The organism is Bradyrhizobium guangzhouense, from assembly GCF_004114955.1.
Taxonomy (GTDB): domain Bacteria; phylum Pseudomonadota; class Alphaproteobacteria; order Rhizobiales; family Xanthobacteraceae; genus Bradyrhizobium; species Bradyrhizobium guangzhouense.
The window spans coordinates 5,901,476-5,917,033 of the sequence record NZ_CP030053.1; the positions used below are offsets into that span (position 1 = coordinate 5,901,476).

Sequence of the window (15,558 nt, forward strand, 5' to 3'; positions counted from 1 at the left end):
GTCGGTGCCATGCTGCTCCTTGTGCAACTGCTGTCGTTCGCCGGAATTCTTGCGGGTCTGATCTCACTCGTCCGACCGCTACGGGTTCTGTTCATCCGCACCCGCCGGACGGCACTTGGCCTCCTTGCGGCCTGCTTCGCGACCTTCCTGGTTTCGGCCGCCGCGGACGGAGCTTCTCAACAGCGCAATCCGGCGCCGCAGCAAGTCGTCACCACGGAGGAGCCGACGGCGTTCGACGATGGCTGCAAACTGGCCGGCGCCATTCCGAACTGCGAGGCGGAAGTCGCGAAGTCGGTCGCCAAGCAAGCCGCCCTTCCGAAACCGGCCGCGCCTCCGCCCCCCGAAGCCAGCCGAGGCGGAGGTCGGTACGCGCAGTGCGATATCTTTCTCGAGGAATCGCTGCTTGCCGACAAGGGATATGGCTCATACGACGGCCGCGACGCCGACAACGCCATGATCAGCTGGAAGACGTGCAAATCCGGCGTCGATCTGGATCGCAAATTTCCGGATATTGCCGCCTCTGCGGATAGAACCGTTGAAAACGCGGAGCGACGCAGGGCAGAGTCCGTCGTGGCGCAATGGCGAGCCATGGAGCGGCAGCGGGAGCTGCAACGCGCTCGCTGACATAGAACCCCCTCCCGGCGGCCTCCGCCATTTGCCTACCTCTCGGGCAACGGATCGTCCTCGGTCAGCCTGGTCTCGAGCCGGAGGCTGTTGAGCTTCGCGCTCCGGTGCCGAAACCGCGTGCCGCGCATCAGGACGAACCTGAAGCGGCCGGCTATCAGCATCTGAAGGATCGGCGTCAGGGCATCCCACGGGATGCCGATGTTCCCCAGCACGCAGTCCGGGCCGAGGCTGAGCGAGCCGAGCGCGATCGGCGTCAGCTCCTTGCGACGCTCTTCCTCCAGGTCGGACGACGGCAGCAGCGAGATCTCCGCCCTGTCCGTCTTCAGGCCAGTCGGCGTCAGCAGCCGGCCTTTGATCTGCAGGTGGCGGAATTCGTGGTAGGGATCGATCGGCTGCCGCTCCATGTTGAGCGAGAACGAGTAGCCCCAGTCCCAGCCGTCGATCTCGACGACGTAGTCGACGATCTCCTCGCGCGGCTTGCGCCGCCGCTTCCGCTTCACGCGCCTCGAAGGCTTGGGTTCGGCGGCCATCCGTTCGACCCCGCTTCCTGACCAGGGCCAAGCTATCCGAGTCGGCCGCACCATCGAAGGCCGGCTACGAGCACGCCCCCGGCGCGACGACCTCGCGTAGCGCGGCCAGCATCCTCTTCAATTCGGCCGCCCGGTCCTCAAACTCCAGGCGGTCCATGCGCGCGAAGTCATCCCACCAGTCAGAAGCCCAACGTCGCTCGATGATGTTGCGGAGCACCAGGATGAAATTCGCCTGCACCACCTCGTTCTCGCCAAGGCGGTCGCGCAGCACGGGCACGCCGCCGGCGGCCTCGCCGATCGCTGCGACCCGCGAGGTTTCGTCGGCCATGGCCTCGTCGATCTTCTCCTCGATGAAGTCCATCAGGTCTAGGACGAAGGCGGCAAATTCGGTGCGGCGGTGTGTCATGAGATGCTCCATTCGGTTTCCGTTGCGACCGTGTAGCCGCCGAGGCGCTGCAGCAACATTTGTTGACCGAAACCGTCGCGTAGAAAAGTTAGCTTCCCACCGACGCAGAAAGTTGCGTAGAGCGACAGACACCGCGCTCTTTTTGGTTGAAATCCGTTTTTCAGATCCTGCAGAGTGATCCCGCGGAGCTCCGGCGATGGCTTCCGCGGATTCGGTGGCGTTTCGCTCGTATCGCGTCGTGACGTCTGAACTGGATTCGTGGAAATCGGAATGCTTCGCGGTTGCGATCAACGGAATTCTGCTTCGAGGCTGTACGCAGTCTTCGCGAGGTCAGCCCTCTTCGCGTTCGTTTTCGCGTCAGCGCAGCCGTTCGGCGGCCTCCGAGCCGCAGAGTTTATTGCCGATCCGCATGTGGCCTCAACCCTTCGCATTCCGGATGCTCCCCCTCCGCCAGCTTCGCCGCCCGACAGCAACATGGGGCCAGGCGGAATAATTACCCATGATATGGATCCGCGAGGCACCCACAAGTACGAGCCTTATTGGGACGATGCGCCATTGTTCGTCGGCTCCATCCCCAAGGGTGACATCGGCAAGAAAGTCGTCCTGAAGGTCAAAGTGCTTCGGTTCATCACCAGCTACGAATGCACAACGGCGAAAGAAGACCATCCGATAGAACAGTCCGATCAACTGGCTCCCACAACTTACGCCTTCGCGGAAGTTCTATCCGTTGTGAGAGGCACATTCAGCGCAAAAAGAGTGATGCTGTGCGACGCCAGCCAGCCATCCGAGCGCTTTGCCATCGGGCAGACCGGATTGGTCTTCGGCACTCCAAGCGCAAACGCGGACGGGCATTGGCGCTTAATCATTTCCGAAACCAACAGGCAAAGAGTCGCCCGCGAGCGCGCCGAGTCAAACTAAGGAACCCACATGTCTTGGGACGCATTCGTCAAAAGCATCGACTGGTGGCACGAAGGCAATACGTTCAACAACGGGCGTGGCACCGGGACGGAGTTTTCCGTCCAAGACCAGCAAAAAATCCTCGCTGCCCTACAATTCATTTACCTGAATTCGCCTTCGGCTCAGGCGATTATGGACGCTCTGGCGACCACCACGCATCTCGAGATTTACCAGGAAACGAGGGCCACCGGCGCCTATACCCTTCCAGACAACCGCCTGCCAACGATCGGACTCAATATCCAAGGAATTGCGAACAGCTACTACGTAAACGCGTACGGCACCTTGACCCAGGAGCCGCTTGACCTCGCGATTATTCATGAAATCAGTCACGCCTTCATGGGAACCACCGACCCGCTCATTTCGACCAATTCCACGCAAAACTCTCCAGATTACAACTTTTTCGGCTCGGTCATCGATACTCCGACCCCGTCCGACGGCACTGTTTGGAGCAAGGACATCCAGGATGCACTGAAGCTTGGGGCTGTCGGGATCGAGAACCTCGTCGCCAGCGAAATTGCGAACCGCAACTTCCAATACGAAAAGTATGAGCGCTCCTCCTACTGGTCCTCGTTCAAGGAATACAATTTCATCACTGATCCGTTCGGGACAGTTCCAAACCCGATCTATAGCTGGCTCTCGACCCCTCCATATACATCGTTCACCGGCGGATCACACGTCGACATCGTGCGGTATGGCGATATCGCACCCGACTCCGCCGGCGGCGACACAATCGACATGTCGGCGCGCACCGACGACAAAGCGATGCTCGTCTTTGGCTTCAACGGCGGCGACAGAATCGTATCGGGGTCTCAAAACGACTACCTGTACGGCGGGGATGGCAACGACACCTTTACCGCGGGTGCCGGAAATAACTTCATCCACGGAGGCATGCTCGGCGGAGACATCAAGGGCGATGGTATCGATACTGTCCAATACGTATCCAGTACGGGCAACGGCGCAAACACCGGCGCAATCATAACTCTGGATGGCGGCGGCGCGCGAGCGCAGTCATTTGGAAAGAGCACGATTCTCGTATCCGACAATGGCTTTGCGGACTCGCTAGGGCGCCATGGCAATGACGCCTTAGTTTCAATCGAACGCATTGAAGGCGTCAAAGAACTCGACGTCAGCAGCCTCGACCTGTCGAAGTACGCGCTCACGCCCAACGGCAGCGATCCAACGCTGCTCTGGGTCGCCGGCAACGGCTCCAGCACGCTCGCGCTGACCGGGTCTCTTGGCGTCTCATTCGGGACAGCGTCTGACCCCGCCTACACTGCCGTGCTGAACGGGACGTCACCAAGCGGTCTTGCCGTTAAGGGATTCACGACGCTCGACATCCGCGGCGGCGGCGACTTCGTCAAGTTCGGCGCCATAAATCCGTTCACGCAAATCGCCGTTTCCGGATCGGGCGACCATCTCGATTTTTCCGCATCCTCTGGCGGCACAAGCACATCCGTCAACATCACCGGATCGGGAACCGAGATCGACGCTGGGAGCGGCGGCCTTTCGGCTTCCGACGCCAGCGGCACGGGGAAGTTCGTCCTTCTGGAGCGGTGGTCGGACTACAACATCTCCGGCGGCAGCGGCTCGTACACGATCACGGCGAAAGACGGGTCTGGATCGTATCATGTCTCCGGTTTCGCGACCTACAAATTCGCGGACGGCACCCTCGATGGAAACCACCTTCTTAACCAAGCGCCGAATCCGAAGTTCGGAAGCGATGGGCATTTCAGCGATTCCAACGTCCTGGACCACCTCGCCTACACTTTGGATAACGGATCGGACGCATTCGCGTCCGTGAGCACCGTCGGGGTGGTTTCATTCAATCCTTCGGCTGCGGTCGACTACACCTTCTGGAGCAACGCGATCGTTTCGGTCTACGGGCTTCAGACGGCGGAGTGGCTCGATCCCGCCGATTTCTCCACCCTGGTTTCTCAGGCCAACCTCAACAAGGACCCCGCAAAGGCGGCGGCACTCGCTGCGGCTTTCGCGGACACGCCATACGTCGCATTCGTCGAGGCCACGGACGCGGCGGGGCAGTCTGCGGAGGTGCCCGTCTTCAAGACCGATTTCGCGTCCTCGTTCGGGCTTTCCCATCCGACGACCACAAGTCTGCACAAGCCGATCGCGGTTTCGGCACCGTCGACGGATACCAATCTTCAGGGGGCCAGCGTCTCGGTGGGGGACGGCGCATCCTACTACGCCACCAATGGCACCGTCGTGGGCGGCAACAACGACCTCATCACGGGGTCCAACATCAACGTCGTCGCCGGCGACAATGCTCAAGTCACCGTGTCGGACGGCAACGTCACGGTCGGGGCCAATGCCCAGGTCGACATCTCGGGCACGCAGGGGCAGACCTATTACGTCAACGCTGGGGCAAATTCCTGGGTCGGGGATGGCGCCTTCGGCACGAATCTGTCCCTGTCCGCCTACACCAACGTTTACAGCTTTTGGGGGCGGGGCAACGTCGTCGGCAGGGACCCAGGAGGGAAGCTTTTCCTCAACGAGAACCTGTCCGATTTCCATGTGACCGCCAATCCGGACGGCGACGGGCACGCGTTTCTCCTGACTTCTGCACTCGGGTCGCAGATCCTCGAGGTCGGTTCGACGACGACGTTCGTGTTCAACGACGTGACGCTGGACGTACCGGGGCTGATGGCCTGGCAGGCCAAGCAAGACGCGATCGCCGCCGGCACCACGATGTCGTTCGCCAGCACTACCTCCTGGCAGGCCTCCGCCAGCACAGCCAACCTACACCCGACGAGTTCGGTGCAGTTCGGCGACGTTCTGCAGGCGGGAACGCACACCACGACGATCGAATATGTCGGCTCGACGCCCCAGCTCGGGACCCTGTCCGGGTTGGTTCATGAGGCGCAATCGACCACGAGCGGCTATGTCGCTCTCACCTACAATCTCAATTCGGCGAACCTCGCGACGGCTCCGAAGGGTGTCTCTACTCAGCAATATCGCATCACCGTTTCCGACCCGAACGGCCACTCGGTGTCGCACGACTACACGGTCAACGTCACCGGACTCGGACAAACGACCTCCATCAGCGGTCTCCCCATCGTAGGAGTGACCGAAAATCCTGCGCAGGCGGCGGCCACCGCGGACGGCACCATGACCGTCTCCGATAGCGATCTATCGGACGTCCATGCCCTCTCCTTCTCCAGAACTGGATCGACGGGCCCCAGCGGCTTCAACTCGCCTCTCGGCATATTGACGACCTCCCTTGCGACGGACACGACGCAGACCGGATCAGGCCAGGTCGTCTGGCACTATTCCGTCGACGAGAGCGTGCTGCGCACCCTGCAACCTAATTCGCACTACTCGGAGTCGTTCATCGTCACTCTCGACGACGGCTTGGGCGGCACGGCGAACAAGACGATCACCTTCGCCGTCAACACGGCGCCCAGCTCTACGTCGATGGACGCGGTCTCGCCGATCGCCCTCCAGCAGTCCTCGGACTACCTCGGTGTCCAGACGAAGACCGGCAAGATCTTCTTCACAGACGCCAATCCTTCGGACGTTCATGTCCTCGCGCCAACCGACTTCTCTTGGGGGAACAAGGGGACGCTGCAGGCCTCAATCGTGCACGATACGACGAATGGCGGCCAGGGAGAGATCGACTGGACCTATTCGCTGTTCGGCATCGACACGATCGACATGCAGTTCGGTCAGAATGCGGCGGACAAGTTCGGGCTTACACTCTCGGACCAGCGTGGTGCACAGACATCGACGGAGATCGATGTCGGAATCCTGGGAACGGCCCCCACCAGCCCGCCGTCGATTCCAGATTCCCAGCCCATTACGCTGTATGCCGGGTCCCCGCTCAATTCGGTCGGGATCTCGTATAGTTTCGCCGATCCGGATACGGCGATCCACCATACGATTTCGGTCGCCTATCAAGGTACTGGCTCCCCGATGGGGATAATGACGGGAGCGGTTTCGGACCCCGCCGGCGGCAGCGCAGTCGAGTCCTACAGCCTGACCTATACGATCGATCCGACCATTCTGGCTGCGATGCAGGACGGTCAGATGATCGCCGAAACATGGCATGTGACGTTGGGATCCGAATACGGCTTGACCGCGGAGCAGGATCAAACCGTCACCGTCACCCGGCAAAACCTGACCCACTTCATGCCCGGCCCTGACGCTCCGGCCTTCGAAGCAGACGTGCCGGCGCCCTCGTGGAGTCCGTTCCCGCCGGGCGGTCTACTCTTTGAGGATGGCAACGTCGAAGCTCACACGGTTTCAGCCACCTTCAAGTCGTCGTCCGACGGCGGTGGACCGCTGGGCGAATTCTCCGCTCAGGTGCTGTACGAGACCTGGAACGCTCCGCAGTTTCTCGGCGGCTACGGCGCCGTGGGATGGAACTACGATGCCTCGCATGTCCGGCCGACCTCCCATTCGCCGCAAACGGTGACCGAGGTCTGGACGGTCAACCTGGACGACGGTCACGGAGGCATCACCTCTCAGGACGTCAACGTCACCATCGACGTTCCGGCATCGACCAACCAGGCGCCGGTCGTCGGTGCCATCGACGCCGGCACCGTGTCGCAGAACGACGCTCCAAAGGCGATCAACCTGCTCTCCACGACGACGGATCCGGAAAACGACCCGGTCTCGGTCGTGCCAGACAGCTTCTCGGCGACCACTGCCGACGGCAGGTATGTCTGGGCCTCGATGCAAGACGGCGTCGTCACCATCGATCCGGGACAGTTCAGGTACCTCGGAGCCGGCCAGAGCACGTCGGTCTCTTTCGGATTCGACGTGACCGACGGGGTCGATACCACCCATGGTACCGGCTCCTTCATGGTCCACGGAGAGAACGACGCGCCGGTCTTCTGGGGCGGGGGCAGCGCTCCGATATCGACGACCCATGCTCCCATATCGATCAACTTGATCGACTTCTCTTGGGACGCCGACGGCGATGCCATTTCGTTGGTTGGAACCCCTACCGTCATTGCCGACAACGGTCATTCCGTTGCCTTCAGCATGTCCGGTGGCACGATCACGATCGATCCGTCGCAGTTCGGGGACATGCAACCCCTCCAGACAGCCGATCTTCACGTCAGTTTCGGGATCACGGACGGAATGGCTACGTCAGAGGGCGGATTCGATCTGACTGTCGTAAAGCCGACGCCACCCGTCGACCATGCACCCGTCGTCAGTCCGGTCGCGCCTTTGCGAGCGACGCCGATCGATGCCCCGATCTCGATTGACCTGCTGGCAACCGCCAGCGACCCAGATCAGGGCGACGTCGTTTCGCTCGCCGGCACACCGGTGGTGACCGCAGCGGACGGCCACGCCGTGGCCTTCACCATGTCGGGCTCGACGCTGACCATCGATCCGTCGCAGTTCGGCTATCTGCAGTCCGGCCAGGAGAGCGACCTGACCATCAGCTTCGACGTCACCGATGGGCACCTGACCGCAGCAGGCAGCGCTTCGCTGACGGTCGCGCAGCCGCTCCCGCCGATCACTTCGACGCCCGTCGACGGCGGCACGACGACCGTCGGGTTCATGCCCGGCTTCAACATCGCCTGGATCTACCTGCCCGCGAACGCACACGACAGCACCCCCGGCGCCGTCCTCTCGGTCGTGCCGTCGAGCATCGCCTTCACGACCTCGGACGGGCACACGGTCGACTACACGATGTACGGAGACGTCATCGCGATCGACCCCAGCCAGTTCATGTACCTGCAGGCAGGCCAGCACGAAAACATCGCGATCTCCTACCAGCTCACCGACGGGACGAATACCGCGACCGCCGAAGCCCTGCTGACGATCGATCCGCCCGGGGCGCCTTCGGTCTACCCCGGCACGGTGTACGTCCGAAGCGGAGCCAACGGCAGCTACCAGCCCGGCAACCACGCTACCGCCATCGTCAATTCGGGCGACTGGCACTTCCAGACAGCCGACGGCCAAAACGCGTTCACGAGCCCCACACTCTACGACCTCGAGCACATGCAGCTCTCGTCCACGATCTCGGTTTCCGACGCCCACAGCGCCGACGGCGCGCCATTGTCGCTGACCGCCGCCCAGATCGCGGCGCTCGATGCAGGCTTCACCGCCGGCCAGGACCCGAGCGTCGACGGACCGGAAGCCCCCAGCTACGCCGCCTGGCACTACGCCGTCAACGATACGGCGCTCTCTTTCCTGACGCACGGGGACGTGGTCAGGCTCGCCGCCGACATCATCGCGACCGACACCCACGGCCAGTCCGCGGATCAGCCCTACACCATCGACGTCTACGGTCCGAACGCCGCGCCCGCCCTGAGCCTGGGCGGTTTCGGCGCCTACCCGATGGCGTCGGACGCCTCCTACTCGGACATCGTCCAGTTCACCGATGCCGACGGCACCGACGTCCACACCGTCGGCCCGGCCACCTTCGTGACGACGATCAACCTCTCGACCGGACAGGCCTCCGCGATCCAACACTTCGGCGACTTCACCGCGGCGATCACCCAGGACACCACCGCCACGAACCACACGGGGACGGTTTCCTGGACCTACACGTTGGACCAGGCGAAGGCGGCCACGCTGTCTCAGGGCGAGTCGGTCCTCGATATCTTCTCCGGCCTCGCCGTGAGCGATAATTTCGGCGGCGCCTTCAGCAACGGCGGCGGCGCCATCGTCACTGGCGTCAATTCGGCGCCCACGGTCGCCGCAGCGCCCCAGGCGGCGAACATCTCCGTTGACCCGAACCACGGCGCCGGCATGGTCGAAATCGTCGGCGACAGCTTCGTCTTCAAGGACGCCAATTGGCACGACACGCACGGGGTCTCGGCCTCGCTGGTGTCCACTAACTTCGGCAGCGCGGCGCTTGGGACGTTCTCGAGCAGCGTCCAGACCGACGCTATCAACGGCATCGACGGCAGCATCGCCTGGCACTACACCGTCGACGACGCGGCGCTGGCGGGCCTCGGCGACAACCAGGTGGTGCACGAGATCTACGACCTGGCGATCACCGACAATCACGGCGCAGTCGCCCATCAGCAGGTGGCTCTCAACCTGTCGCACTATCCGCTGTCGGCCTGATCCGGGCCGCCAGCTCAAAAAAAAGCCCCGAAAATCGGTCATCTCGCAGAAAAAATCCGTTCGGAATCCCGCTGTGTTTTTAGTGGCTTGCGAGATCGAGTCGTTTTCAAAGCGAAAAACGGGGTGATCGAGTCGTTTTCAAAGTCAAAATCGAGTCGTTTTCAAAATGCGGCTTCTAGGAAAATCAAAGGGATAGCCGAGTCGTTTTCAAAGTGGCCTCACACTTCGGGCTACGCGTGGCGCAGCCAGCCAAGGGCTCGAAGGGCGAAGCGTGGTGTCCGGCGTAGCTGGAGCGTAGCGGAAGCGAAGACGGACGGCTAGCTGCCGAGCGACAAGGGGCTGCTCGGCAAACTCGCTGCGACTTAGTAACGCCAGTCCACCTACCACCTATATCTGCACGCAAATGCGCCCTGCGCGCCGTCGCTTCACCCCGGAACAGGCGCGTCTGCGTCCAGCAGGCGCGCTGCCTTGAGGTCGCTCCAGAGTGCGGCGGGCACTGAGGCGGTCAGCGCTGCTACGTTGCGCTCGACCTCCTGCGCATCATGCGCCCCGAGCACCACGCTCGCGACAGCCGGATGACCAAGCGCGAAATGTAAAGCGGCCGTCGGCAGCGGTACTCCATGGGCTGCGCAGATACGCTGGATTTCGACGACCTTCGAAAGGATATGCGGCGGCGCATCCTGATAATTGTACTTGGCGCCCTTGATAGGGCCCGTCGCCAGAATCCCCGAATTGAACACACCGCCGAGTAGCACCGCGATGCCTTGCTTCAGCGCCAGCGGCATGAACTCCGCGAGTGCCGGCTGCTCCAGCAGCGAATAGCGTCCGGCGAGCAGCATCACATCGAAGGATCCTGCTTGCGCAAAGCGCACGCACATTTCGGCTTCATTGACGCCGATTCCGATCCCCGCAACCACGTGTTCGGAACGAAGCTTGTCGAGCGCTACATAGGCACCAGACATCGCCTCGCGAAAGCGGTCTTCGATCGCGTCCTTACCGTGAGTCCACACATCGACATCATGGATCAGCAGCAGGTCGATACGGTCGGTGCCAAGCCGCAACAGCGATTGCTCGACCGAGCGCATGGTGCCGTCGTAGGAATAGTCGACAACGGCCCGGTGCGGCTGTCCGCCGACGAACCCGGACCGAGTCTCCGGCTGGTGAAAGGGATCCATCCAGCGACCAGTCTTGGTGCAAAGCACCACATCGTTGCGTTGCACGCGGCGGAGCGCCGTTCCACAGCGATGTTCCGACAGACCATTGCCATAGTGGGGCGACGTATCGAGCAAATTGATGCCGAGCTCGAAGGCGCGGCTTGCGGCGGCGATCGCAGTTTGGTCGTCGAGCTCAAGAAAGAGGTCGCCCAGCGGCGCGGTTCCGAATCCGAGGATGGAAACTTCAAGTCCCGTCCGGCCAAGCGTGCGGCGCGGTAAAGCCGATTGCGAAACCATGATTGTTTGCTGCCTTCTCCGCGGTCGCAATGACGCGCTGGTCTCGTAAGTGGTGATGCGCAGCCTATGTATTTGCCGCGACGTGTCAACGCGAGGGATGAGCCCGCTGCGCAAAGCTGCTCAGCTGGCGCGATCATCTTAGCACGCGTCCTCCTCGATCAGGCCGATCTCAACGCTCAATTCAGGCTGCCCCTTCCGACGACCGTGCTTACTTTCAGCCGGGCCGCGGTGACAGTGCACTAAATGCGGCGGTTCGAAAGCTCATCATTGGGTGCACTGGACTGCACCCCTGAAGTGAGACACGATAATTTCAGTGACAGGGGAGTTACGGTCACAGTGCACCAAATTCCCAGGCTCGAAAGCTCAAGAGTTAAATGCACCGTCACCGTAATCTGAAGGGAAAGGTGGCGGATTTCGAGCGAGCCTATTTGGCGCTCTCGTGCTCGTCGGTCTCATTATGGATGTCGATCGATTCGAGCCGCGCATTGCGTCGAAGCACTTGCGGCGGTTGGCCGAAAGCGCGCAAAAACGCCCGGCGCATGTGATCGCGATCGCTGAAGCCGGTTTGGCGAGCGACCTCATCGATCGAATGACGACTCTGCTCCATGAGGTTGCGTGCGCCCTCGACCCGAAGATTCTCGATCGCCTTGGCCGGTGATTGTCCCGTCTCGGCGTGAAAGGCGCGGCTAAACTGCCGCGGACTGAGGTGCGCCGCATCGGCGAGATCGGGGACGGTCAGCGGTCTGTGAAGGTTTTCGCGCGCATAGGCCAGCGCGGCCTGAATGCGATCCGACTTTGGATTCATTTCAAGCAGCGCAGAAAATTGCGATTGGCCACCGCCGCGCCGATGATAGATGACGAGCTTGCGCGCCACGCCCTTCGCAAGTTCAGGCCCGAGATCGTTTTCGATCAACGCCAGCCCGAGGTCGACGCCCGCAGTCATTCCGGCCGACGTCCAGATCGGACCATCGTTGATGAAGATACGATCCTCTTCCATCTTCATTTTGGGATAATTCCGCTGCAGATCCCGCGCGTGCATCCAATGCGTCGTAACGCGCCGGCCGTCGAGCAGACCAGCCTCGGCGAGCACAAACGCACCGGTACACACCGCTGCAATACGCCTGTGACGCTTGGGAGCATCGCGCATGAAGGCAAGCATGCCGGGCGTAGATGCCTCAGGAAAGGTTGCTCCCCCAACGACCAGCGTGTCGAACGGCTTTTCCGTGAACACTTCCGTCTGCAGCATCAAGCCGGTCGATGTCCTGACCGCCCCTCCGGTTTCAGAGACAAAGTGGAGGTCGTAAGGCGGCGGGTCCACCATCGTATTTGCGACCTCAAAACCCGCGGTTATGGCCAAAGCCATCAGCGAATAGCCGGGATAAACGAGGAAAGCGATGTCGCGCATGGGTTGCCGTCCATGTCCTAAATTGACGTTTATATGACATTTGAGACTTGAAGGCGCAAGCGTATTTCCGTCTGCACGCTCAATCTCGGGCGCCACGGACGGAGAACAACATGAGCAAGACATCACCCAAAGGAGTCGCCCTCGTCACGGGGGCATCATCTGGCATCGGCGCGATCTACGCCGACCGCCTCGCCGAGCGCGGTTATGATCTGATCCTGGTCGCACGCAATGAGGACCGGCTGACGGCCGCCGCCGAGCATCTTCAAGCCGAGACCGGTGTGAACGTCACGCCGCTGACAGCGGATCTCGGCAACCACACCGATCTGGCCAAGGTCGAAGCGGTGCTGCGCGACAATCCTGATATCACCATGCTGGTGAACAACGCCGGAGTGGGTTCGGTCGCGTCGATCCTTCAGGCCGACGTCGACAAGATGGAGGCAATGATCGACGTGAACATCACCGCCCTCACTCGCCTGACCTACGCCGCCGCCCCGGCCTTCGTGGCCCGCGGCAAAGGCGCCATCATCAACATCTCCTCGGCCGTGGCCATCGCTGTCGAGAACCTGAACGGCGTCTATAGCGCGTCCAAGTCCTATGTTCTTAGCTTCGGCCACTCGCTGCAAAAGGACCTGGCCGACAAGGGCGTGCGCGTCCAGACCGTGCTGCCCGCCGCCACCGCGACCGAGTTTTGGGATGTCGCCGGCTACGCGCCGCAGAAGACGTCCGACACCACGATGCGGGCGGAAGACCTGGTCGACGCGGCGCTGGCCGGCTTCGATGCGGGTGAGCTTGTGACCATCCCGGCCCTCCACGACACCAAGGCCTGGACGCAATGGGAAGCAGAGCGCCGCGCCATGGCGTCCAAGTTCCGCAACCCGAAACCTGCCCCACACTACCACGTGGCCTGACCGGCCTCGTGCATCAGCCGGGTGTCTCCCCTCAAGGGCAGCTCCCTTTTCATCCACGCAATCAAAATGCTTCTCCACAAACTCGGCGGCGCCCTGGCGCTCGCCCTGACAAGAAAGTGACTCCAATGACGACTTCTGCGCAATCCAAAGGCAAGGTTCTCGTCGTGATGTCGAGTGCCAACGCGCTCGATCTGAAGGACGGCAAGATCTATAAGACCGGTTACTATCTGAATGAGTTCGTCATCCCCTACCGCAAGCTGATTGCGGCCGGATACGAGCCGGTGATCGCAAACCCGAAGGGCGATCTGCCGGTGATGGACGTGAACTCCAACAATGCGATGTTCTTCGGCGGAGACGACGCCGCGCGGGCCGAGGCGCTGAAATACGCCGAGACTCTCGAGGCGCTGAAGCATCCGAAGACTCTGGCTTCTGTCGTCGCGGAAGGCACCAACGGTTATGTCGGCCTGTTCATTCCCGGCGGCCACGCGCCGATGGTCGACCTGCTTAAGGACAAGAATCTCGGCAAGATCCTCACCAGCTTTCATGAGTCCGGCCGCCCGACTGGCATCGTCTGCCACGGCCCGATCGTACTCCTGTCGGCGCTCCCCGATCCGGACGCGTTCATCGCCTCGATGATCGCGGGTGATGGCAAGGCGAGCAGCATGACGAAAGGCTGGCCCTACGCCGGTTACCGCGTCACCATCTTCTCGACCGGCGAAGAGCAAGCTTTGGAAGGCGCGAACGGTCTGGGTGGCAACGTCCAGTTCTATCCCGTCAACGCCCTCGCCGAAGCCGGCGCACGCGTGGAGAGCATCGCGAACTGGCACCCCAACGTCGTCGTCGACCGCGAGTTGATCACCGGTCAGCAGCCGATGTCGGCGCCAGCGTTCGGCGATGCCTTGGTCGCCAAACTCGACGAGCACGCTCAACGATAAAGGCTCCCCTGATCCTCAAGGCTCCGGCGTTCGGCCCGACCGACGCCGGAGTCGTGAGGTTCCCACTCGAGGTTTCCGTGTCAAAAAAGTTACGGTGACGTGCTGCACTGTCACCGTATTCCCGGCGACGCCCGGATTGCGGCCGACGCTGTTGCCTATGCCGGCAGCACGATCACCTTCGTATTGACGGGCGTTCGTGAATAGAGGTCGATCATGTCCTGGCTGAGCAGGCCGGTACAGCCGCTCGTGATGCCGTTGCCGATCGTTTCGGGGGCGCTGGTGCTATAGATCGTGTAGAGCGTGTAAACCCCGTTTTGATAGAGGTAGAGCACGCGGGCACCGAGTGGATTGTCGAGACCTCCCGGCATGCCGCGAGCATATTTGCCCGCCTCCGGCTGGCGCGCGATCATCTCCTTCGGTGGCGTCCAGGTCGGCCATTCTGCTTTGCGCCCGACATAAGCATCCCCACTCCACCGGAAACCGTCGCGGCCAACATTGGCGCCATAGCGGGTCGCGTTTCCCTCGCCTTCGATGCGGTAGACATAGTACTTGCCGGGATCGACGATAATCGTACCGGGCGCCTCATCGCTGTCATAGCGTACTGTCTTGCGGAAATACTTCGGATCGACCTTGCTGACATCGACCGCAGGGATCGGGAATTTCTCGTTCGGAACGGGCCCGTAGACTTTCTCCGCTTCGGCCAGGCTCATGTAGTCGGACGCGCAACCGGCCAGGCCCAGTGCGGCGAGACCAGCGGAGCCCAACAGAAACGCCCGGCGGTTGAGAAGCCGAGACTGAAGCCCGGACAGAGCTCTATCGCCCAGCTTGCCGGCGTCGACATTTTCACGGTCCATGATCATGATTTCGGATTTCCCTTGTCACGCTGTGCGGCGGGATCAGACTTTGCCGTGGCGGGAGAAAATGTCCTTCGTCATTGGAGGCTGAAGGCCTGCGCAAGAGTAAACCTGCCTTCAAGGCGCCGGGCAATATACGCGAAAGAGCCGTGCTCGTCCCCTGCGCGGCAATCGCGAGAACGGCGATCCGAGATTCGCAGTCACGGACCCGTGAGGCGAGCTCCGTCGCTTCCGGGTGCCTGGTGTACACAGGGTTTTGGGGGACCCCGAGCTAGTTCCTCGCGTTAAACTTCCCATGGGAACAAAAGGTACCCGGTATCTTGGCATTGATGGCAGCGAAACCCGCTGCCGAGCTGACTTGGCCAACCTAGATCTGGCCAAGCTGGACCTGCCCAGAAGAGAAACTGACCATGAACAGGCTCCGAAGTTCCGCGTTTGAGG

At 61.7% G+C, this 15,558-nt stretch carries 10 protein-coding genes; 5 read left to right on the top strand and 5 right to left on the bottom strand.

Translation table 11 applies throughout. The features are described from left to right. The first annotated feature begins 9 nt into the window (after positions 1 to 9). On the top strand, positions 10 to 624 hold the full coding sequence (locus XH91_RS28185) for a hypothetical protein (RefSeq protein WP_128953620.1): 615 nt from the start codon (positions 10 to 12) through the stop codon (positions 622 to 624). Between the two features lie 35 nt (positions 625 to 659). Here XH91_RS28185 and XH91_RS28190 read toward each other — a convergent pair whose 3' ends face one another. Next, positions 660 to 1,157, bottom strand: coding sequence for a hypothetical protein (locus tag XH91_RS28190; protein WP_128953621.1), 498 nt, complete (start codon positions 1,155 to 1,157; stop codon positions 660 to 662). Between the two features lie 64 nt (positions 1,158 to 1,221). After that, complete coding sequence (locus XH91_RS28195; RefSeq protein ID WP_128953622.1) at positions 1,222 to 1,563, bottom strand: hypothetical protein; 342 nt, start codon at positions 1,561 to 1,563, stop codon at positions 1,222 to 1,224. Positions 1,564 to 1,833: 270 nt separating this feature from the next. On the opposite strand from XH91_RS28195, the gene XH91_RS28200 reads away from it, so the two are divergent. Beyond that, positions 1,834 to 2,481 carry a hypothetical protein gene (locus XH91_RS28200; RefSeq protein WP_128953623.1) on the top strand — a complete coding sequence of 216 codons (648 nt, stop codon included), beginning with the start codon at positions 1,834 to 1,836 and terminating at the stop codon, positions 2,479 to 2,481. A 9-nt stretch (positions 2,482 to 2,490) separates the two neighbouring features. Then, positions 2,491 to 9,564, top strand: a complete 7,074-nt coding sequence (locus tag XH91_RS28205; RefSeq protein WP_128953624.1) for a hypothetical protein — start codon at positions 2,491 to 2,493, stop codon at positions 9,562 to 9,564. Between the two features lie 425 nt (positions 9,565 to 9,989). Here the strand turns inward: XH91_RS28205 and XH91_RS28210 are convergent, their stop codons facing one another. Beyond that, positions 9,990 to 11,015 (bottom strand): aldo/keto reductase, encoded by a 1,026-nt coding sequence (locus XH91_RS28210; RefSeq protein WP_128955026.1) that lies wholly within the window; start codon positions 11,013 to 11,015, stop codon positions 9,990 to 9,992. A gap of 424 nt (positions 11,016 to 11,439) precedes the next feature. Next, on the bottom strand, positions 11,440 to 12,420 hold the full coding sequence (locus XH91_RS28215) for a GlxA family transcriptional regulator (RefSeq protein ID WP_128953625.1): 981 nt from the start codon (positions 12,418 to 12,420) through the stop codon (positions 11,440 to 11,442). Positions 12,421 to 12,530: 110 nt separating this feature from the next. Here XH91_RS28215 and XH91_RS28220 point away from each other — a divergent pair, with 110 nt between their 5' ends. Together XH91_RS28220 and XH91_RS28225 are read left to right on the top strand one after the other, a co-directional pair. Beyond that, complete coding sequence (locus XH91_RS28220) at positions 12,531 to 13,328, top strand: SDR family NAD(P)-dependent oxidoreductase (RefSeq protein WP_128953626.1); 798 nt, start codon at positions 12,531 to 12,533, stop codon at positions 13,326 to 13,328. A gap of 125 nt (positions 13,329 to 13,453) precedes the next feature. Beyond that, a complete protein-coding gene (locus XH91_RS28225; protein ID WP_206733539.1) occupies positions 13,454 to 14,263 on the top strand; it encodes a type 1 glutamine amidotransferase domain-containing protein in 810 nt (269 codons plus the stop codon). Positions 14,264 to 14,418: 155 nt separating this feature from the next. Here XH91_RS28225 and XH91_RS28230 read toward each other — a convergent pair whose 3' ends face one another. After that, positions 14,419 to 15,123, bottom strand: coding sequence for a L,D-transpeptidase (locus XH91_RS28230; protein WP_128953627.1), 705 nt, complete (start codon positions 15,121 to 15,123; stop codon positions 14,419 to 14,421). Positions 15,124 to 15,558: the final 435 nt, after the last annotated feature.